Genomic DNA, 22,516 nt, shown 5'->3' with positions numbered 1-22,516 from the left:
CATAAACTGAACATTAAAGCGCAATAGCTTTCAAAGTCGCTGTTCTAAGCATGCGATCCGGGGCGAGGCGAAGATTTAAATTGATCAACTATAAAAATGAAACCCCTCGGTGTTTATACCGAGGGGTTTTGCGTTGTATGAAGGCTTCAAATTGATTATTTCAACTGATAGGCCTGGATAATCTTTTTAAAAACTGCTGTATTGTTGTAGATACCAATAAAATGCTGTGCGCCTGGACCATAAGCAAAGACAGGTACCATAATGTTGGTGTGGTCATCGCTGCTGAAATTTCCTCTTATCGTTCCTTTTTTATAATTGGCATCCAATAGGGAAAGTCCACCAGTTTCGTGATCTGCAGTGACAATGACGAGTGTTTCACCATCTTGGTCAGCAAATTTTAGGGCTTCCCCGACAAGCCGATCAAAGTCATGCTGCTCGGTAACAACATAGGGGAGATCGTTGGCATGGGCTCCATAGTCAATTTGTGCACCCTCGGCCATGATAAAGAAGCCCTTATCATTTTTAGACAAAAGCTCAATCGTTTTTGAGAGCGAAGTTTTTAACATTTCTCCTCGTCCATCGAGTATTCTTCGTGTCGCAGAATCCGCCAGGAGCACCAGCTGCTTGCCCGATGTCGCTTTTTCGAAATCATCTAAATTTTGCTGAAGCTGATAACCTTTTGCCGCCAGTTGCTTCATCAGCGTGTTATCCTTGTTTTTAATAAAGCTTTCGCGACGCGAACCCACTAAAATATCCACATGACTATTTTTGAAATCTGCTGCAATTTCCTCCGACATAGTCCGGTCGATCTGGTGCGCATAAAATGCCGCAGGGGTAGCATCGGTAATATCTCCGGCACTGATTATACCGCTTTTGATCCCATGCTGAGCCAGTGTGTCTGGAATCGAACTGATTGGTTGGCCATTGGCGTCCACACCGATGTACCTATTATTTGTTTTGTGCCCTGTCGCCAAAGCTGTCCCGCCCGCAGCGGAGTCGGTAAAATCCGAATTGGATGCTTCGGTGCGTGAAAGACCAATATGTTTCATGTTGATGATATTGGACTGACCAAAATTGGCACTTAAACCAGCTTGTATTTGGGCCAAGCCCATGCCATCACCAATGAGTAAAATAACGTTCTTGACCTTGCTCGTTGCACCATCATTTTTATAGGTTGGCTGATAGGGAACGTAGGCATTTGGATTTGCGTATTCGACTTTAGCGCTGTTTAAATAGAAACTCTTTAGCGCCGTAGGATGGTCTGTATTGATCCAGTCTACCCCCATGTGGCCAAGCTCCTTCCAGCTGTTGGGACTGTCTTTGGTTGCCCAGAAACGAAAGGGTTTGCCCAATTTATGCGCTTTGTCTATCACAGATTTCATCTTTTCAAGGTCGGGTGGGGTAGGCGTACCTTTACCATTCCAAACAGAATACTGTTTTATATCCTGGCTGATCATCCCAATATGTTTGAGCTGTGCCGGCGTATAATCTTTTTCCGGCCGGCCATCAAAATAAATCATCGATGGATAATTGTCGAACTTTTCCGGCGGCGGGATTTCACCGCTGACGACAATTTTAATGGCGGAAGGATTTTTCTGCTGGTCGAATATAGATTCGTTGCCCTTCAAATCTGCCAATAATTTAGCCAATACCTGTTCGTAGTTTTCCTTGATATCGATTACCAGCTGTAATGTTTGCTCAGGCTTAGCATAGGGCCTATTGCCATTTTCCTTGAAGAAAGTAACCAAGGGATCGATGTATAATTTTTTTAATGTTTTCCCTGCTTTGATTTCGCTGCTTTCATGGGCAACGTAAAGCTCTCCGTCGCGATAGAAGACGTCTGCTTCTATTGATCCCATTCCTGCATAGTAAGCCTCCAATAGCGGGATTTGCTGTTTGTAATCATTATGACTATGTCCTGCATTGGCAGTCAGTTTCTGCTGGGCAGAAACCGACTGAATGCTTAGGCCTGCAAATAGCAGCCACATGAATTTAGTGTTTTTTACCATCCTGCATTTTGTTTAATGACACCAGCACTGTTGTCGATCTCGCGTTGTGGAACTGCCCATACATCATGTACTTGCGGATTGAAATTTCTAGCCGGCCAAATGACAGCACCGTCGAAATCGTGTAAAGGTTTGGCATAGGTCGCTTGCGCATCGCCCCATCTCACCAAATCGCGGTGACGGTCTGCCCATTCCCCCGCAAGCTCATTGCGGCGCTCGCGTTTAAGGTCTACAAGGGTCATTCCGCTTTTTGCCAGCAAGCCTGCTCTTTTCCGGATTTTATTTAATTCGGTATCCCCTGCGCCAGCCCCATTTAAATTAATGGCGGCCTCAGCTTTAATTAATAATACTTCGGCATAACGCATCAAGGGTACATTGAGGTCTGTAGTTCCGTTGTCACCATTTGGATTGACGTGTGTTGGAATTGGGTTAGCGTATGAAAACGGTTCCATGTACTTTTTAAACTGATAGTTTGAAGTCGCGCCACCATCTTTTGCAAATGTACGTTCTGCGCCAAAAAACTGGAATTTGTCCCCCGGTTTTAAGATGGTTGCTTCACGGCGTAGATCTCCAGATTCAAAAGAATCGTAAAGTTCTTTTGTCGGTAGATAGTAGCCCCAGCCATTGTAGATTCCCCAGGCTTTATTGGTCAACATCACACCGGGAAGTTTGCTTCCCCAGCCAGTACCGCCACCATTTGGCGTACAGACCACCGACCAGATATATTCTTTGGACCAGTTGTTGGCAGCTTTAAACACATCCACAAAGTTGGTCAATAATTCATGTTTGCCCGAACTGATCACCATATCCGCGTACTTCGCTGCATTGGTATAATCCTTTTTGTACAGATATACTTTTGATAAATAGGCCCATGCTGCTGTTTTGTGGGCTTTACCGTAATCGGTATCCTTCATTTCAGAAAAATAAGGAAGGTTGTCGGCCGCTTTTAATAACAGTGAAATGATGTAATCGTAGTTTTCGTTAACGTTGTTGGCTCTGGCTACCGGAACGGAAGCATCTGTTTCAGGTGTAACAATAGGCACACCTGCCTTGTCGTTACCATAGTTTGCCGCCAATTGAAAATAAACCAGACCTGCATTGAAATAGGCATCGCCAATGATCTGTTTTTTTCGCGCTTCATCCATGCTGATATTGGGAACATGGATAATAATATCGTTGGCCCTTTTTATAATCGCATAACGCATGCTCCATTGCGATTCGGTATAACCACCGCCGATGTAATTGCGGTTGAAGTTTTTGATATTGTCGGCTTCGGGCTTGTTACGTCCCGTCACCATGTCGTCACTGGCATTAATAAACCAAAACATCCCACGACCGTAATAATCCTCTTCATTATACTTTTCGTACATCCCGGCTTCTGCTTTGATCGCGTCTTGTTCCGTTTTCCAGAAATTCTGTGCAGACGGGGAGCCCTCTGGCATTATATCTAACTGTTTGTTGCACGATGCAAAAAATGCTAATGCAGCTATTGCAAGGTATTTGATATTTGTTTTCATCGTTTTATTTTTTTAATAGCTGATGAGTATACATCATCGGCATTTTTTAAGATTAAAAATTGACATTTAAACCAACAATAAAGCTTCTGGCTTGTGGGTAACGTCCCACGTCAAGACCATTGTTATCCATTCCAATTTCGGGGTCAAAACCTGTATATTTCGTAATCGTAAATAGGTTGTTGGCCGTTGCATAAACGCGTACGTTGCCCATCTTAAATTTGTTCGCAATTGATTTTGGTAAGGTATAGCCTAGTGTAACGTTACGAATGCGGAGGTAAGAACCATTTTCGATGTAAAAATCGGACGCATTGAAATTGCCATTTGCATCTGAAGTGGAGATGATGGGCACTTTACCATTTGGATTTTCTGGAGACCAAGCGTCCAAAATACCCGTTAACTTATTGTAAGAAGGGCCACTTGCACTATATGTTGTTCTTTTGATCGCGTTGAAAAGCTTGTTGCCTTGAACGCCCTGAGCAAAAATATTGAAATCAAAATCCTTATAATTTGCATTAAAGCTCAATCCATAGGAGAAATCCGGGTATGCACTGCCCGCAAAATAACGATCTTCAGAGCCGATTGAACCATTGCCATCGATGTCTACAAATTTAAAATCACCTGCTTTTGCATTCGGCTGAATTTTTTGTCCATTGGCATTTTTGTAATTATCAGCTTCGGCCTGGCTCTGGAAGATACCATCTGTTTTGAGCACATAGTAGCTGTAGAGCGGTTGACCGACGGTAATAGAGAGCGGAGCCAATTCATTCCTGAAATTTGTAGGCACCGCTATTGTGGATAAACCCGCATCCAATTCTTTAACTTTATTGTTCAATTTGGTCAAGGTCGCATTGATGGAATAGCTAAAGTCAGCGTTTTTTGAGCTATTGTACGTCAATCCCAGCTCAATTCCCCTGTCATTGACTAAACCCGCGTTGATCGTTTGACTATTTAGGCCCGCTGTGCCTGGAAGCGATCTCGTCAAGATCATTTTATTTGTTTCTTTAATAAAGTAATCGGCTACCAAGTTAAAATGGTTGAAGATTCCCAGATCTAAACCTATATTCGTCTGTTTACTTTCAGCCCAAGTCAGATTCTTGTTCGCTAGAATAGTTTGAACATATCCTTTTTGTAAGGTGGGTGTTTGACCAAAATAGCTTTGGGTAATGGCGAGTAGCGGGTTTACAGCCGCCGGCGACAGGCTGGCAAGATTACCTAAAATACCATAACTACCGCGTAATTTTAATTGATCTAACCAAGTTGCTGATTTTAAAAACTCTTCTTTGCTGATCACCCATCCTGCTGATGCAGAAGCGTAGTTTTTAAATCTATTTTCTTTTGTCAACATGGATGAACCATCTCGTCTACCAATCAACGATAGTAAATACTTGTCGTTATAACTGTAGTTTGCTCGTAAGAATAGCGAGGATATTGCTGTGGCATTCAATCCGCTTTCCGAAGGTTGGGAGGTATTGGCATTTCCTAAATAGCGGTATTGTTTAGATTCATCATCAAATCCGGATCCTGAAGCGTATAGGCTGGTACTTTTTGTCTTTTGAAAGGTATATCCGCCGGTGAGGTCAAGTTGATGTTTGTCAAATGACGTTTTGTAATTTAAAACTTGTTCTGCAAGAATATCATTTGCATCATCTGCTCGTTCAACTAGACTATTGCTCAAAACCGGTTTACCTATTTCAGGACGTCGTGGTGTAAAACTTTTGTATCGAGCATTTGATTTAGTAATACTTAAGTTGGATCTGAATGTTAGGCCTTTTGCCAATTGGATGCTCGCATAAGGGTTGACAACAAGAACATTGATGGGATTGTTGATGTCGATGCGCATGAGTTCGGCAACAGGATTAATGATATCACCGTAATCGCCCGGGAAAGGACCCGGTAGACCAGCAAAGCTCCCATCGGCATTGTAAGGAGTTCCATTGGTTGGATAATAGATGGCAGACAATAACGCTCCTGTATAGTCGCTGCTGGTGTTCGCGCCATTTCCATTGGTACTGCTGTAGGATAAGTTTTCACCAACTTTCAACCAAGGCGTAAGTTGATGTTCTGAATTTATCCGGAAATTATAGCGTTTGGTTTTGGTATTCAATACAATACCCTCGGCGTTGCGGTAATTAAAACTCAGGTAAAAGTTAGACTTTTCGCTACCGCCATTAATTGCAGCATTGTAATCCTGTAGTGTCGCATTTCTAAAAACTTCATCCATCCAGTTTGTTTTGGTCACTAGGCCCTCGGGATATTTGGTCGGATCAAAAGCAGGTAGGATGGTCGTTCCGCCATTTTTGGCCGCTGTTGCAGCCACTTGTGCCCGTTGTTCGGCATTTAGCGGCTGTAATTTTCGCCAAGCACTTTGTTGCCCTAACTTGGCATCAACGCTAATTTGCATCTGTCCTTTTTTCCCTTTTTTAGTGGTGATCAATACCACACCACCAGAAGCTCTCGCTCCATAGATTGCTGCCGATGCATCTTTGAGGACCGAAATGGATTCGATATCGTTCGGATTGAGCTGTGGGGTGCCTAGGAAAATGGAACCATCAATAACATAGAGTACACTTTCACCATTGATACCACCAGCACCGCGGATATTGATACGGGGTGAAGCAGTTGGGTCACCACCTTCATTCGTAACAATAACACCTGGCGATTTACCGGCCAATACTTCGCCAACACTGTTAACAGATCTGGACGATAATTTATCGAGTGATACCAAGCTGACAGCACCTGTTAATGTCTCTTTTTTCTGCGTTCCATAGCCTACGACAACAACTTCGGATAAGGTCGAACGTTCTTCGCTTAGCGTTACATTAATAACTTCATTTTCGCCAATTGCGACTTCCTTGGAATGGAATCCGACCATCGAAAAGGAAAGTACAGCTTGCTGTCCTGCTTCGATTCGGAATGCACCTTTTATATCTGTTGTGGTCCCAACCTGCGTACCCACTACTTTTACAGATACACCTGCGATGGCAGCTCCCAGTGTATCTCTTACAAAACCTGTAACGATACGATCTGCCTTAATATTCGATTGCGTGTTCAGGATCACATAGTCCTCTTTTTCCACCGCACTGATTCCAAGTTTATTCAGGAGAGAACGAACGGGTTCGGTTTTAAAATTGCCGCTTAAGACTGTGTTACGTTCTTGCAATAGATCGGGATTGTAAACAAAGTGAAGACCCGAGAGACGCTCGATTTTGTGAAGGATCACATCGAGTTTTTCGCCCTTGCTTATGTTGATGTTTACGCTGCTTTTGTCCAAACGTTGGGCCATGCTTGGGGAGGCCATCAATGAACTGCAGAATACCGAAGTAATCGAAAATGCGATGCAGGGATACTTCATGATCCGATAAAAAGAGAATTCTCTTTTGAATGCAGGTGTTTTCATTTTTTTGTAATGATTAGGTAATGAATTACGCATGGTGACTAAGATGTTTTAGGTAAATTTTTAGACATTATTTGTGGACTTTAAATATTTTATCCTTTTCAATCGTACTGTACTTGAGGTGATGTAGGCTGCAGATGATATCCAGTATTTCTGCCGGATTTTGTGTGCTATTGAATGTGGCTGTTGTTTTTAAAGGCGAAAGTGAAGTGTCTTTTAAGATAATTTCGATGTTGTAGACATATTCCAGTCTTTCTACCACCTCCTTAAGTGGTGTTCCATCAAACGCAATGGCTACGGCTGTATTTTTTTCTACTAGGTTGCGCGATGATTGTTTGGTCTCTTTATCGTAGCGTAGACTTTGGTTTTTGGTTAATATGCCGAGGATCTTATCATTTTGCTCCACAGCAACCTTACCCGTAGCGACGGTGACTTCGACTTGATCGGAAGCCTGATAAGCTTTTATCCGAAAAGAGGTTCCTAATACTTTAACTGCTAGCTTCGATGCAAGCTGTACCTGAAATGGATGCTTCTCGTCGTGGGCAATGTCAAAGAAGGCTTCCCCCTCAGTAAGCACTATTTCACGGATATTGCCCTTGAATTTACTTGGATAGCTGATTTTTGAAGATGGTTCGAGGATAATTTCCGAACCATCTGCCAAGACAATCTTTTTATGTTCCCCTGCAAGGGTTGTTGTGACGATCTGCGCAGATGCTGTGATAGGTTGATTATTTACTTTCCAATAAAGAAGTCCTATGAAAGCAATCATTAAAATAGCGGCTGCTATTTTGAATACAGGTGAATACAGCCGGGAAGGTCGTTTACTTTCCTTTTTTGAAATACCGGACTGGATATTGGTCAATAATTGTTCGCGCAGCGCAGCTTTGCGTTCCTGTGGGATTTTTTTGTCCGCATTATCCAGTCGAGCATACCAATCCTCAATTTGTTTGATTTCATTGTCGTTAGCCTCGCCGTTTAAATATTTTTGCAGTAGCTGCTTTGCTTTTTCTTCCATCATTTGAATACATGTCACTTCAAATGGGAAATGGTACTAGCGAGAAATGTTAGGAGTATATTAATTTATCGTTAACACGCAGAAAAAATGGGATAAGTGGCTAAGAAAGGCTTTTTTTGAGAAGTTTCATCGCCGAGGTAATTTGGTTCTTGACAGTTTGTACGGAGACATCCAGCTCGCTGGCAATTTCTTTGATCGATTTTTCTTGCTTTCGGCGCATGGTAACGACCAGTCGCATACGTTCAGGAAGTTGCGTTAAAGCTTCTTCAACTTTTTGCTGTGCATCTTTAAGGATCAGCGGGTCATCCGCTGAATCTGCATATTGCTGCTTCATTAAAGATGCTAATTCGGCTTTACGACCATCTTTAACCGTTGTACTCCGAAAATGGTTGATGACTTTAAATTTCACTGCACCATGTAGGTAGGCTGCCAAACCGCCAGATATGATGACCTGTTCGCGATTTTCCCACAGCGAAATGAAGATTTCCTGGGTAATGTCCTGAGCAATATTTTCGTCACCTATTTTCTTAAAAGCTGCATCAAATATGGCTTCCCAATACAGATTAAAAATCTGTTCCATGGCAAAGTGATCACCCTGCTTCAATGATGCTATTAATAATTCGCTCACAAAATCAGTTTTAGTTGGACAAAGCTAATAACTCAGTATTCCTTTAAGGTTAATAAATCTTAAAGCATATATGTCTTGTCCTGAAATAGCTTTACACTAGGTCTAATACGGTTCTTACTTTACAGTTTTGGTGGGTGAATTGATATTATGAATTTAATTGTTTTTTTGTAAACTTTTGTATTTTTTCCTACAGTTTTTCCAACGCTTAATTAATGGTACATCTGTTATATGTGCTACCGCAGGTGCTAGAAAATCACAACTCATATGCGGACGCAAATGATTATATGATTCTATACTTTTAGTCACTTCCAACAAGGCTTCACTCCTTGAAGAAGATACCCTTTTGAGTTTAAATTCTGTTTTTAATATACCATTAATTCTTTCTGCAATAGCGTTTTCATAGGTATCTCCGATTTCTGTCATGCTGATTTTTACACCCGCTTTTTTCAACCTTAGTATATAGTCGAAGGAACAGTACTGCATACCTCGATCCCAATGTTGAATGAGAATATTGAGAGTCGGTTTTTTCTTCAGTGCCATTTGCAGAGCTTTAGTTGCCCCTTGAGCAGTCAGCTGGGGATGAGGGCAATAGCCGATAATTTTTCTCGAGTATGCATCAGTTATGAGGTAATTGAAATCATATAGTCTTAGTTTTTTACTGAATATTTTATATCAGCTGGTAAAACTTGTTCTGGAATAAATTTGGTGTCTAATACACTTGAAATTGGAATTTTCTTTTTTAATAAACCTATTTTAAGTCCTATATCGTAAATTTTTTGTACTTCTTCTTCTGTGGGTTTTAACCTTACATAACTTACTCTTTGAGGACGGGATGTTAATATATATTCTAAAAGTTTAGCGTCTTGTTTAAAGTATTGAGAAGCTAATTGAGAAGCTTCTTTCCGATGGGTTTCTGCCCAAGCACCAGATTCAGCAATTCCCCTTACCAATTCCTTGACAGCCTCCGGATTGCTATTTATTAAATCTTCGTGAACAACTAATACGCACGATATAAATTGTGGCCATATATCGCTTGCCATGTATAGTACTCTACCTATCTTTTCCATCTCCGCCTTTGCACAAAAAGGTTCGCCAACAAAAAAACCATCAATTGCGCCTGATGCTAAAGATGTCGGCATATCGGGAGGAGGTAACGCCACGAAATTAATATCGTCTTTAGACATACCTAATTGCTGGATTAACTCAACTAAAACAAAGTGTTGATTACTATACATACTTGGAATCGCTATTTTTTTTCCTTTTAAATCCTTTAAATTTGAGTACTTTGAATCTTTACTTACTACAAGTTGCGAGCCATCTCTGTGTCCTAGATAGCATATCTTAATGGGCACTCCATCTTCCTTTAATTTTAACGCAAGCGGCGCAACCATAAAGGTAGCTAATAGATTCTTGCTTTGAATTGCGCTTGCGATTGTTGGAAAATCTGAGAATTTTGTGGATTTGAATCTTATGGTAGAATTTGATGTTTCCGTGGTATAATCCAAAACAGGACAAGTTAAATGGCATGTTACTGGAAGGTGACCTACTTTTATAACTTCATTTTTTTCTGAAGCTCCCATAGATGGTAAATTTTTGCCAGATAACATAATAGTAGAGAATCTTAGAATGGTTAGTATTGTTAGTAAGGCAATACCCCATATTATAGCTTTTGTTTTCATGTTACAACGATCTTTAAGAAGAACTAATTATTAATACCCAGAATTTCCATAATGTCTGCTACTGTATCAATCATTTTTGGGTCAGTACTTTTTCTTGGATGTTTGCAATTAAGCCTTATTTCTTTTAATATATTGCTTGGATGCTTCGATAGGATAATTATGCGATCTGCCAAATGCACAGCTTCTTCAATATCATGAGTGACTAGTATTACCGTCTTCGGTCTCTTTTGTAATAAATTGAGTAGATCCCTTCTTAACCCCAATCTAGTCAGATAATCTAAAGAAGAAAAGGGTTCGTCCATCAACAATATATCAGAATGACCTATTAAAACTCTTGCTAATTCAGCTCTTTGTTTCATACCGCCAGATAGTTGATGAGGATAGTGTTCTTTAAATTGACCCAAATTAACCATCTCAATTATCTGATTTAGGTGTTCTTTGTTTTCCGCAGTAACTTTCCTCTCCTTTAATGCTATAGCGATATTCTCAGACACCGTTAACCAAGGGAATAAACTGCCTTGTTGAAACACAGTTTTCACAGCCCCATTTTTTACAACCGAGCCAGAGGAATAGGTTAAATATCCACTAATTAGATTAAGTATAGATGTCTTTCCACAGCCAGATGGTCCAAGTATAACTAAAAATTCCCCATCAATAACTTGTAAATTGAAATTAATCAAAGTTTCTATTTCATTGTATTTTAGTGATACATTAGAAAGCTGTACTCGAATTTTATTCATATCTGTTACCATAGCCCCATTTTAAATATTTTGCTTTAGCTATCAATACAAACGCTCTGTCCATAACTAAGCCCAATAATCCAATAACAATCATATAGCATATTGCCGTGTCTAAGCTTAATCCGTTCCTGGCGTCCCATATTCCGTACCCCAAACCATCTTGGCATCCGACCATCTCAGCTGCAATAATTACAACCCAGCTGATTCCAAAGCAAACTCTTAAAGAGGTAATTAATTGAGGCATTATAGCTGGAAGTGTAATTTTATACAACACCTCTTTCTTTTTGAAAGTGTACTCTGAGGCGACACGGAAATAAATGTCAGGGATTGTAGCAAGTGCGGATATAACTGAAATTATTAAAGGAAAAAATGTAGAAAGGAAAATTAGAAAAATTGCTGGTTTATCTCCTATATGAAACCAAAGGATGGCAAAGGGAATCCAAGATAGGGGAGATAAAAATCTAAAAAAATTAAAGAATGGAATAAAAGCCATCTTCAACTTTTTATTTTCTCCAATCCATAGTCCTAAAGGTATGGCTAAAATTGCTGAAAAGGAGAATCCTATCGCAACTCTCCAAAGAGATACAATAATATCATTAAATATCCTGAAGGAGGAAAACTCCATCTTGAATCTTCCGAGAACTGTTGCAGGCGAGGGAAGTGCATATTCTGGGAAAACGTTAAAGTAAATAAGTATTTGCCATATTGCAAAAAAACCGGCAAATGAACTTATTGGAAGTAATAGCTGTTTTTCTTTCATAATAAAAGCTTACAAATTTCGAGATATGTGTTATTAGATACGTAGATTTTCAAAATTTATAGAAAAAATTTGGACAAGTTTATTTTCTTGAATTTAGTCATATTTAAAGTTTATGCTTAATGCTGCTTAATAAATCTTGCAATACAATCTGTTAAATCAGCAATCACTTATGGTAATAATAAATTTACTATGCCATCCAAATTGATTGTTGGCGATTGTCATATTTTAATAAAAAGGATTACGGCTAAAAATGGTAAAAATTAGTTTGGAAATCAGAACCTCGAAGGTTACTAGATCAAGTACATAAAAAAATGTTAATTTTTGCAATAAAAAGCTATTCTTTAGAGATAATTTTATATTAAAATTCTTAGGTTAAAAAATAAAGTAATTTCACCTCAGATTAAGAAGCCTAGCTTATCGTTGAAGCTAATATAGAAATTAAAATTCTAAAATTTCGGAAAAGTTGAAAAAAAATTAAATTTCTCATTTAAATATAATCAACTTTAGAAGTTTTTATCGAAGGCGTTTTTGAAAATAATAATATCATGCTATGCAGTGTCGGTAATTTAAGAAAGATATGTAGTTAGCAATATTTTATAAGGCATTTTTTTTTAAATTATTCATAATCAGTTATTTTTGAATATATTTCTGTTTTCTAATGCTTTTATTTTTTCTTTATTGGCGAAGTTGATAAGACTTGGAATAGATAGCTCAATTTATCGCCGATGAATAAGGGAATATAATAAGTTACATTAATATTTTTACGGGAAAAATTTGGGCCTGTTTTTATTTTGTTTTTTGTATCAATTCAACTCTTTTTATTGCTTTTAAGCTTATTTTTCTCAAATTTTTTAACAAAAAAAATTATATTTTTTTTGTAAGTCCAAATTTGCTCTTGCCATAAATTTACTAAATGTTGCAGATTTGGATTTATATTAGACATTTCTTTCTTTCATCTGCTAAGTTATAATTGTTTATGAAAATATTAGATATTTTAAATATCTTCATAATATCTTGTAAAATATGTATATATGTTTATTTTTATCAAATTAATGATCGTGTGATTAGTTATATAAATATTGTAAGTGAGTCTAATCATATTCAATAAATTTATATTCTCATTTTTTTGTAACTGATTTGTTACCTCTTAAAATTTGATTATGTGGTTTTATTTTTTTCTCTTTGGGTAATATAAAATATAAATCAATAATTAACCTTTTTAAATATTTTATTGTTCAATCCATGCTAGTACCCTTTCCATACACAAACTGTTTGTTTTGGAATTTTCTTTTAAGCCGTTAAAGTTTGTTTAAGATCGTAAATAATTTAACATTATAAGTCTTATTAGCTGTTCACTTGATTAGCTATTCTGACTATGTTAACCTTTAAATTATTTATTCTATTACCAAATTTGATAATACACCTAATAATTACCATTAACTTAAATTTATGAATAAAAGCTATTTTTTGCCTAAAATCCTTGCTATAGCAGTAATTGCCGCTATTTATGGATTTGTTAAACCGACAACTCTTGCAGTTACTGAAAAAAATGAGATGATCAAGCAATTTTCGTTTGATAGGACAAAACTACATGTGCCAGATGGAGAAAAAGTGTTTGTCCAAAAGGTTCATCCTCAATATGAGAAAATTTCTACATGGATATCTTCTGTTGGTGCATCATCCGCATTTTTCGACTTTACCAATAGTGGATTATTCGACGATCTTGCTTATATAGACCCTAGATTTAATAAGTTGATGATTACTTCTGTCGCGGATAAATCACCTTATCTACCCTTTGAATATAAAGTAAAGGATCTTTATTTAGATGAGACTATGATTTTTTCAGGTGTTTTATCGCATGATTTTAATGAAGATGGAAAGCAAGATCTTCTCGTATTATTTTTGGGACGTTCGCCAATGATTCTTTATAGAACACTAGATGGATTTAGAGAAGTTGAACTACTAGCTGAACGTACAAAATGGAATAGTACCACCGGAACTATCGCTGATTTTGATGGAGACGGTCATATGGATGTTTTAATTGGTAATTATTTTCCTGATTGGTCATCTTTATATGATGCTAACTCAAAAGACAATAATCAGACTATGCAGCACGGAATGTCAAATGCATCAAATGGGGCAAAAAACCGCTTTTTACTATGGCAAGGAACAGAAAATGGTAATGCAATTTTTGTTGAAGACAAAGATGCACTATCAGGATTGACAAATCAAGATGACTGGACATTGGCAGTAGCTGCTTGCGATATTAATGGAGACCTCTTACCTGAGTTGTATGTTGCAAATGACTTCGGTCCAGACAAGCTTTTGTTGAATAAATCAGAAAAAGGAAAAGTGAGATTTGTCCAACTTTTTGGGAAGAGGCATTTTACTACCTTAAAATCAGCCGCTTTGGGTCATGATTCTTTCAAAGGCATGGGGGCTGAATTCTATGATATGAACAATGATGGTTTTTTTGATATCTATATAAGTAACATCGCAGATGAATTCGCATTGCAAGAGAGTCATTTCGTTTTTGTCCATGATAAGGATAACGAAAAAATGAAGAAAGGGATTGCTCCCTATGAAAATCGTAGCGAATCTTTGGGATTGTCCAGAAGCTCTTGGGGGTGGGATTCGAGATTTGCCGATTTTAACAACGACGGTATTCCCGAAGCTATTCAAGCAACTGGGTTTGTCAAAGGAAAAGTTAATAGATGGCCACAGCTGCAGGAGGCGGCAACTCTTAATGATGAGTTATTATCAAATCCAAAATTTTGGCCAGTACTTCAGCCTGGAGATGATCTTTCTGGTGATGCTCACATACCATTTTTCGTAAAGTCAAAGAGTGGTAGATATTTCGATCTTGCTAAGGAAATTGGCATGGGCCAAAATGAAATTACCCGAGGTATTGGTATAGTAGATGCTAATCGAGACGGATTGTTAGACTTTGTCTCTGTAAATCAATGGGAAGATTCCCATTTTAATTTGAATAGGTCAAAAAATCAAAATGATTTTCTTGCTGTTTCATTACGTCTAAATTTCCAAGAAGGAAATGAAAGAATAATCTCAAATGAAGGGCTTATAAATAAGTCGATGCCGGCTATAGGAGCTATTGCTAGGCTTAAGTTTAAAGATGGAACCGAGATGATTCGAGTTGTTGATGGGGGGAATGGTCATTCATCGAGAAATAGTCCAGAAATCCATTTTGGGCTGGGTAAAAGCGGCACACAGAATGAACTTTATGCCGTGGACTTTAGTTGGAGAGACTCAAAGGGGCAAAAACGAAATGCCAAAATGGATCTGACAAAAGGCTGGCATACATTATACTTAAATTATTAAAAGCTATGAAAAAGAAAATTGATTTGAGAGTACCTGCTTTGATCAGGTTCGCAAGTGCCATTACAGTTCTTAATATTTTTGGACATCTATATTTAGGTTTTGAGCAGTCTTACGCACATGTTTTTATCGCTTTGGGAACGGCTTATATTTTGGACCTGATTTTTGAATATATTTCAGCGAAACTAGAAGGAAAAGTTCCTGCATTTTATGGTGGTATGAAAAATTTTATAATCTTTTTACTCCCCGCACATATTACCGCAATGGCAGTTTCAATGCTCACATTTACAAATGCTAATTTCGGTTTTCTGATCTTCGGTGTATGTGTAGGAATTCTTTCTAAATACCTTTTCAGGGTTAATATTAATGGCAAAAATAAACATTTTTTGAATCCTTCCAATACGGGTATCGCCATTCTATTTTTGGTATTCCCACAAGTAGGACCAGCCCCCCCTTATCAGTTTACCGAAATTACAAGTGGTTATGGGGATTGGATTGTTGTTGCAATTATTCTATGTTTGGGTTCTTTTCTAAATTATAAGTTTACCAAAAAGTTACCATTAATTCTTGCTTGGTTAGGCACTTTCGCATTACAGGCTGTTGTACGAACTTATATTTTCAATACCTCTACTTTAGCTGCATTGGGTGTAATGTCAGGAGTAGCATTTCTATTATTCACATTTTACATGATCAGTGATCCAGGTACAACTCCTTTTAAAGTTAAAAATCAGATTATTTTTGGGATGGCAGTGGCTATTTTATATGGTATAACCGTTGAATTGCATATAGTTTATAACCTTTTCTTTTCCTTGTTTGCTGTATGTATTTGTAGGGGAATTTATTTCTGGATGATTGATTTAAAGAAAAAATCTTATCAAAAGGGTCAGATAACTGAATTACCAAAAGAAATTTCGAATGAAGCGAATGTAGCATAAAATTGAATTATGAAGGAAAAACTAAAAATAATTCGGAAGTCACTCTTTGCTCTTCCGTTAAAGGATGCAAATTTTTCAACTAGAAAGTTTGCTATTGGTGAGCAGGGTCAAGATAGGTTAGAACTCGTAGCAAAAGTGGTTGTAGCAGGCTACAATTTAGCGTTGGAAACGGGCTATAATCCAGATCTCTTGATCCACCAAAGCATGATCAGTAGGGAACTACAAGGTTTTTTTACTGAAGGAATCGGTATGGGGTTATATACGTTGGATTTATTATCACCTTTACGAAGCAATTCGTTTTGGAGATTTGTGGAGTCTGAGGGGGCAAATCACCGATACATGTCTTACATTGGAGCTGGTATTGCTTGCGGAGTGTTTAATCATCGTCCGATAGAGACGTTCAGATTAAGAGCATCCCCAACGAGCGGCTTGTTAATTTTGAACGGTATTGGATTTTACTACGCATATTTTAAACCTCAAAAAGGGATTGAAAGACAGTTCATCCCAAAAGACTTAACATTTGACGACTTTTATATTGAATGTTATGATAATGGAATGGGAAGAGCTTTCTGGTTTGTTAATGGGGGAAATCCTGATTTAATTGCAAACATGATTTTTGAGTTCTCCCCTGAGCGGCAAGGATCGATATGGGCCGGTGTGGGACTGGCAGCAACTTATGCAGGCGGCGTTGACAAAAATAAAATTGAAAAGTTAATAGCCTTGGCAGGTAAACACGCTCCCCGATTAGGAGAAGGTTCTGTTCTGGCAACACATACCAGAGACGTTGCAGGTAATAAACATGAATTGGATTTAACTGAGAGGTTGCTCACTGGGAAAAGCGCAGCAGAATGCCAGGAATTTGCGTGTAATGCAAACCAAAAATTAAATAACCAATCAACTATTAACGGAAAACACTCATTACAGGTATTCTTAGAAGAAATAAGAGAATGGGTAGCGCTCAACCAAGCGGCTATTATTAGTTAAAGTTCAACCTAAAGATATATGAAAGAGAACGAAGGTGTGGCAATTGTTGGAATGGACTGTAGATATCCAGGCGCCAATAATATCAATGAGTTTTGGGATAACATAATAAATCTTAGACAACAATTCAGAAGAATTCCAAAGGATAGGTTAGATCTCGATTATTATTATGCTGCCGATAAATCGGCAAACGATTACACTTATTCTACAATGGCAGCTGTGCTTCAAGGGTATAATTTTGACAGACTCGGCTATAAAATTGCTAAATCAACATTCGATCAGACTGATATGACGCATTGGATGGCTTTAGATGTTGCCACTGGCGCTTTAAAGGATGCTGGAATAGATCTTAATTGCGAAGAAACACGCAAACATACAGGCGTTATAATTGGCAATTCTCTCACAGGAGAATTTACAAGAGCAAATGTTTTAAGATTAAGATGGCCTTATTTGAAAAAGGTATTATCTTCAACACTAAGCGACTTGTCGTTTGATAATCAGAGCATAATTGAGATCCTTGAGAAAACTGAGGAAAATTACAAATCTCCATTTCCAGTTCCTGATGCCGATATGCTTGCTGGTGGATTAAGTAATACAATAGCTGGTAGAATCTGTAATTATTATGATTTTAGAGGAGGGGGATATACAATTGATGGAGCTTGTTCTTCTTCGCTTCTAGCTGTTGCGAATGCTTCCGAAGCATTAGTAAATGGTAGATTGGATGTGGCAATTGCTGGCGGAGTTGATTTAAGCATTGATGCTTTCGAACTAATTGGGTTCGCAAGAAATGGAGCGTTAGCGTCCAATGAGATGGAAGTATTTTCGTCAAAGTCGCAAGGATTCTGGCCAGGGGAGGGCTGCGGTATGATCGTTTTAATGCGGGAATCATACGCCAAGAAAATGGGATACAAAGTTTATGCTACCATTAAAGGTTGGGGTATTTCTTCAGATGGAATGGGGGGGATTACTCGTCCTAAGGTTGAAGCACAATCTTTGGCTTTAAAAAGGGCTTATTCAATGGCCGGTTATTCTATAAATGAGGTGTCCATGTTTGAAGCCCATGGAACAGGGACATCAGTAGGTGATGATGTAGAGCTAAAAGCAATTATTGATCAATTACGTGAAAATAATGCACCCAATCCAGCTTGTGTAGGTTCGATTAAACAGTTGATTGGGCATACCAAGGCTGCAGCAGGAATTGCAGGTTTGATAAAAACCGTCCTTTCGATTGAAAAGAAAATTATACCACCCTCTAAAAAATACGATAGGTACCATCCTGTTCTTGAAGAAAACCAGGACACACTTTTAATAAAGGAGCAACCGATTACCCTTGATCCAAATCAGACTTTTAAAGCGGGTGTTTCTTCTTTCGGATTTGGTGGAATAAATGTTCATATTACCTTGGAAGACTATGTTAATCATGATCTGAAAGTAAATCCAAGCCAAAAGGATATATTCAATGTGCCTCAACGTTTATCGGATGAAATATTTTGCTTTACTGGCGCAAATATTCGTGAACTTAAAATAAAATTGGAAAGTTATAAATTAAAAATAGCTCAATTGTCGAGATCGGAATTTATTGATTTTTCAGCTTCGTTAATTAAAAATCTACCTTATTCATCAAATTGCAAAATAGCGATAGTTGCAAATACTGTAGATAGTTTGATTTATAAGATTGATAGCTTTATTAGTAAACATATAACAGCTAATGAAACGATTATTGATAATAAACAAAATATTTTCTACAATGGGTCAAAGACTAAACTATCAAATGCATTTCTATTTCCGGGACAGGGAAGTCCAATTAGAGATAGCTACGGTATTTTTAAGCATTTCGAAGACTCTATCGCTGAAAATAACATTAATAAAGAACTTGCGGATAAAGTTTCAACAAGCCAGCATGTCATTGTCCAAAAGATAATTGAATCCACAAAATTCCTTGAGTCTTTCAACATATCGGCAGATATAGGAATCGGTCACAGTTTGGGTGAAATTGCCTGCCTTTCATGGACAGGAGTTTTAAGTCAAAGTGATGCAGTTAGCCTCGCTTATATACGGGGTAAAATTATGTCAAACTGTCCCGAGGCGAAAGGGAAAATGCTTGCCGTTCGGGGTAATTATGAAGACATACTCAAATGTACCCATTTATATAATGTTTATATTTCCGGATATAATGGAATAGATAACTTTGTACTGGCAGGCAGCGAAGAAGCGATCCATGAAGTGCATCAATATTTATCAGGTTATGGATTAGCATGTACATATGTAAAAGCCAATTTCGCCTTCCATACACCAAGTATGCGTTTTGCTGCCAAAAAGTTTGCGGATTCAGTAGCGAAAGTTAGATTGGAAAAGGCAAAAAGGAAAATGTGTTCAACTGTCACTGGAGAGATGGTCACTGAACAAACCGATCTGGTTGAATATTTAGAAGATCATATAATAAGTCCAGTCCGTTTTTATCAAACCTTTCTAGAAGTAGGTAAACGGGTTGACTATTTCATCGAAGTAGGAACTGGATCAACATTGTCTTCTGCCTTGAAAGGAGAGCACATAAATATTCTATCAATGGATTACGGAGCTGACTCTATCAGCGGCCTTTTACAAATTTTAGCAGTGACATTTATAGCTAACAAAAATCCAAATTTGGAGAAACTATTTTCAAATAGATTTCACAAAGAATTCGATTTAGATAAATGGGAGTTAGATGTTCTAAAAAATCCTTGTGAACTTTTCAGCATTTCCAATAATATTTTGGAATTGAGCAATAAGGCAACTTTAAATAATAGTGAAATCGATGCTAACGAGGGAATAGTTGAATTAATTAAAAGCAACTTGGACGTAAAATCCTTCTTAAGATCACAAATAAGTATAAAATCAGAAATTCCTGTGGAATCTATTTTGGATGAGGACCGCATTCTTTCCGACCTTCATATAAATTCATTGGCTATTTCCGAAATAATAAGTTTGACTGTTAAAGCATTTGAAAAAGATCAAACTACATATACAACTGCTTCGTTAATTGCAAATGAAGATGGTTGTCTTGAAGACCTTGTAAATTGTATTCTCATGGGAAAAGATTCCAAGTATTCTTCCAGTCATTCCATGATTAATTTTGAAAGCCTCCCGAACTGGACACATGTATTTCATAGAATACAAATTGAAAAGAGCCTTATGAGAAGCGCGGTGTCTCATAATTCAAATGAAGTTATGGTAACAGGCAATTCGGAACATATTGCAGGATTTAAATTTTTCGTCGCCGGTCTTAAACAGAATCTTGGCATTGGATCAATATTTATGTCCGATAATAAGTCCGTGCAGGACATGAATTTATTTTTGGACTTTCTGAAAACTTCGCAGGTTCAAAGAGGGGACTTTTTAGCCTTGGTTCAGTTTGATTATAAAGAATTTGATCTGAAACCAATTTTAAGAACATTTAAACAGGAATTTCCTTTGGTGACTGTTTTCTCGATAGATATTGAGGTTGAGAATGGAAATTCTGAAAAAGCCTTTTCGTTAATATATAGCGAGATAATTTTTCGTACAAAATATAAAGAAGTACGATATGAGGGTATTAAGAGATTTGAATCAGAAATTGAGTATAAACCAATATTTGCCAATCAAGATGTTGATCTCTTAAAAGTAAATGATATTATTATCATTGCAGGGGGAGGTAAGGGAATAACATTCGAGTCAGCTAAGTTTCTTTCTCATAAATATAAATTAAGACTTGCTATCATTGGCCGAAGTGATCCGTCAAATGATTCTAAATTATTTGACAATTTGGAAACTCTGCGTTCGATGGGTACTATTTTTAAATATTATAGTGCGGATATTCTAGATAAGGAAAAAATAATAAATGTACTTGAAGATGTAAACACGCAATGGGGACATCCTGTTGGAATCTTGTTCGGTGCTGGCATCAATAAGCCAAAAATATTAAAAGATCTTTCATTTGAAGACTTCAATCGAACGACTGAAATAAAAACAAAGGGCATCCAGAATATCATTTCTGGAATCAAGGATCCAAAACACCTTAAGCTTGTGATAGGCTTTGGATCTATTATTTCGGAAAGCGGAATGGAAGGCAATGCTGATTATGCCTGGGCAAATGATCAATTTGCAAAAGTGATAGACGGATTTTCTGAAAAACACAAAAAATGTAAGGCTTTGGTCATTCAATGGTCGATTTGGGATGAAGTGGGAATGGGGGTTGATCTAAATAGTATCGGTCATTTAAAAAAGAAAGGTATATGGCCTATACCGGTTAGCAATGGTTTGAGAATATTGGATAACTTAATTTCTGACACATCAATAAAGAATGGACGCTACATTGTATCCAGTAGATATGGAAATTTGCCTACTTTAAACTTTAAACGAAAGACTCTTTTCTTAGGAAGATTTGTTAATGATATTATACACCATTTGCCAAGTGTTGAAATTATCTCAAATATTAAGATAGATTTACAGTCGGATCCATATCTCAAAAACCATGTTTTAGACGGTCAATATATTTTTCCAACTGTGATGGCGTTAGAGGCTATGGCACAGATTGGTAAATGTCTTCATCAAGACCAGAACATATGGAGTTTCGAAAATTTGAAGATAAATAAGCCAATTTTTATACCCTCGGATAAAAGTCTTTCATTGACTGTGGTTGGAACAAGAATTGCGCATGGTCAGATCCTAGTTACTATCCTTTCAGAGGATTCTAATTTTGAAATTGAAAATTTTCAGGTTATTTTAAGTAATAAAGAACCAATTGCAATAAATGAAAAGTGGTATGAGGAGGAAAGAAAAAATATTTTAAACTTTAATGTTTCAAAAGCCTTCTATGACACGCTGCTCTTTCACACTGGACCTTTTCGAAAAATTAATGAGTTCTGTTATATTGATTCAAAGGACTCTATTGCTGAAGTTACAGAACTTACAAATGAATTCTGGTTTGATGAAAAATACCCTCAGGAATTTTTACTTGGCAATCCTGGAATAAACGATGCTATCATACATTGCCATCAAGCTTGCAGACCATCGCAAAGATTACTGCCGACAGGTGTTAGATCAATTTATATTATAGAGCCTTTCATCAGTGGCAAAGTACGCATTCAGACTAGAGAAATTTATGAAGATGGATTAAATACAGTAATTGATGTTGTTTTGACAAACGAAAGGAATGAAATTCTTCAATATTGGAAAGAATTAGTTCTTACCAGAGTTAAAGGTCATCAATTCGAAAAACTGTGGGATGTAAACCTTTTGTTGCCAGATCTTGAATATAAACTGAGAGGGACGAAGCATGGGAACTTGATCTGCAGTACCGAGAATAAAGAGCAATTAATCAAAAATTTCCAAAATAAAGATCTCGAATTCAAATTGGATAATAATATTCTTTCGGTTTATTCAGGTGAAACCGATGAAAAGGAGCTTGTCGATAAAAGCTCCTACTTAACTGCGGTAGATGACACAGCGGTCCAGGTGGTGATCCAACATAATCAAATTCAATATCCATTTATTAAGTTATTATAGCT

The 22,516-nt window shown here is 37.5% G+C and carries 13 protein-coding genes; 4 read left to right on the top strand and 9 right to left on the bottom strand.

Translation table 11 applies throughout. The annotated features are described in order from the left end of the window. Positions 1-155 precede the first annotated feature (155 nt). The 9 genes from QE382_RS21495 to QE382_RS21455 form a co-directional block, all read right to left on the bottom strand. Complete coding sequence (locus QE382_RS21495) at positions 156-2,009, bottom strand: alkaline phosphatase (protein WP_307187711.1); 1,854 nt, start codon at positions 2,007-2,009, stop codon at positions 156-158. Continuing rightward, a complete protein-coding gene (locus QE382_RS21490) occupies positions 2,003-3,523 on the bottom strand; it encodes a RagB/SusD family nutrient uptake outer membrane protein (protein ID WP_307187710.1) in 1,521 nt (506 codons plus the stop codon). The genes QE382_RS21495 and QE382_RS21490 overlap by 7 nt, the downstream gene beginning before the upstream one ends. A 52-nt stretch (positions 3,524-3,575) precedes the next feature. Next, on the bottom strand, positions 3,576-6,920 hold the full coding sequence (locus QE382_RS21485; protein WP_307187709.1) for a SusC/RagA family TonB-linked outer membrane protein: 3,345 nt from the start codon (positions 6,918-6,920) through the stop codon (positions 3,576-3,578). A 67-nt stretch (positions 6,921-6,987) separates the two neighbouring features. Then, positions 6,988-7,935 carry a FecR family protein gene (locus QE382_RS21480; RefSeq protein ID WP_307187708.1) on the bottom strand — a complete coding sequence of 316 codons (948 nt, stop codon included), beginning with the start codon at positions 7,933-7,935 and terminating at the stop codon, positions 6,988-6,990. Between the two features lie 97 nt (positions 7,936-8,032). After that, positions 8,033-8,560 carry an RNA polymerase sigma factor gene (locus QE382_RS21475; RefSeq protein ID WP_307187707.1) on the bottom strand — a complete coding sequence of 176 codons (528 nt, stop codon included), beginning with the start codon at positions 8,558-8,560 and terminating at the stop codon, positions 8,033-8,035. A 153-nt stretch (positions 8,561-8,713) separates the two neighbouring features. Further along, entirely contained in the window at positions 8,714-9,184 is a 471-nt protein-coding gene (locus QE382_RS21470) for an integrase core domain-containing protein (protein ID WP_307188049.1), read from the bottom strand. A gap of 23 nt (positions 9,185-9,207) precedes the next feature. After that, entirely contained in the window at positions 9,208-10,239 is a 1,032-nt protein-coding gene (locus QE382_RS21465; protein WP_307187706.1) for an ABC transporter substrate-binding protein, read from the bottom strand. A gap of 23 nt (positions 10,240-10,262) precedes the next feature. Beyond that, positions 10,263-10,991 (bottom strand): ABC transporter ATP-binding protein, encoded by a 729-nt coding sequence (locus QE382_RS21460; RefSeq protein ID WP_307187705.1) that lies wholly within the window; start codon positions 10,989-10,991, stop codon positions 10,263-10,265. Then, positions 10,972-11,739 (bottom strand): ABC transporter permease, encoded by a 768-nt coding sequence (locus tag QE382_RS21455; RefSeq protein WP_307187704.1) that lies wholly within the window; start codon positions 11,737-11,739, stop codon positions 10,972-10,974. The genes QE382_RS21460 and QE382_RS21455 overlap by 20 nt, the downstream gene beginning before the upstream one ends. A gap of 1,449 nt (positions 11,740-13,188) precedes the next feature. Here QE382_RS21455 and QE382_RS21450 point away from each other — a divergent pair. From QE382_RS21450 to QE382_RS21435, 4 genes are read left to right on the top strand one after another with little or no spacing between them, the layout of a single operon-like run. Beyond that, positions 13,189-15,078: a CRTAC1 family protein gene (locus tag QE382_RS21450; RefSeq protein WP_307187703.1), complete on the top strand. Its 1,890-nt coding sequence runs from the start codon at positions 13,189-13,191 to the stop codon at positions 15,076-15,078. 5 nt (positions 15,079-15,083) lie between these two features. Further along, positions 15,084-16,010, top strand: coding sequence for a hypothetical protein (locus QE382_RS21445; RefSeq protein WP_307187702.1), 927 nt, complete (start codon positions 15,084-15,086; stop codon positions 16,008-16,010). A 9-nt stretch (positions 16,011-16,019) separates the two neighbouring features. Further along, positions 16,020-16,994, top strand: a complete 975-nt coding sequence (locus QE382_RS21440) for a DUF1702 family protein (protein WP_307187701.1) — start codon at positions 16,020-16,022, stop codon at positions 16,992-16,994. An 18-nt stretch (positions 16,995-17,012) separates the two neighbouring features. Next, on the top strand, positions 17,013-22,514 hold the full coding sequence (locus QE382_RS21435; protein ID WP_307187700.1) for an SDR family NAD(P)-dependent oxidoreductase: 5,502 nt from the start codon (positions 17,013-17,015) through the stop codon (positions 22,512-22,514). The last annotated feature ends 2 nt before the right edge of the window (positions 22,515-22,516 follow it).

Source organism: Sphingobacterium zeae (genome assembly GCF_030818895.1).
Lineage (GTDB): Bacteria > Bacteroidota > Bacteroidia > Sphingobacteriales > Sphingobacteriaceae > Sphingobacterium > Sphingobacterium zeae.
Note: the sequence above shows the minus strand (reverse complement) of the source record. Positions and strands in the feature narration are given on the sequence as shown.

Bases quoted from the DNA above. Each gene is read 5' to 3' on its own strand.
- QE382_RS21450 (WP_307187703.1), top strand. From the start codon at position 13,189: ATGAATAAAAGCTATTTTTTGCCTAAAATCCTTGCTATAGCAGTAATT.
- QE382_RS21445 (WP_307187702.1), top strand. From the start codon at position 15,084: ATGAAAAAGAAAATTGATTTGAGAGTACCTGCTTTGATCAGGTTCGCA.
- QE382_RS21455 (WP_307187704.1), bottom strand. From the start codon at position 11,739: ATGAAAGAAAAACAGCTATTACTTCCAATAAGTTCATTTGCCGGTTTT.
- QE382_RS21440 (WP_307187701.1), top strand. From the start codon at position 16,020: ATGAAGGAAAAACTAAAAATAATTCGGAAGTCACTCTTTGCTCTTCCG.
- QE382_RS21485 (WP_307187709.1), bottom strand. From the start codon at position 6,920: ATGAAAACACCTGCATTCAAAAGAGAATTCTCTTTTTATCGGATCATG.
- QE382_RS21480 (WP_307187708.1), bottom strand. From the start codon at position 7,935: ATGATGGAAGAAAAAGCAAAGCAGCTACTGCAAAAATATTTAAACGGC.
- QE382_RS21435 (WP_307187700.1), top strand. From the start codon at position 17,013: ATGAAAGAGAACGAAGGTGTGGCAATTGTTGGAATGGACTGTAGATAT.
- QE382_RS21495 (WP_307187711.1), bottom strand. From the start codon at position 2,009: ATGGTAAAAAACACTAAATTCATGTGGCTGCTATTTGCAGGCCTAAGC.
- QE382_RS21465 (WP_307187706.1), bottom strand. From the start codon at position 10,239: ATGAAAACAAAAGCTATAATATGGGGTATTGCCTTACTAACAATACTA.
- QE382_RS21460 (WP_307187705.1), bottom strand. From the start codon at position 10,991: ATGGTAACAGATATGAATAAAATTCGAGTACAGCTTTCTAATGTATCA.
- QE382_RS21490 (WP_307187710.1), bottom strand. From the start codon at position 3,523: ATGAAAACAAATATCAAATACCTTGCAATAGCTGCATTAGCATTTTTT.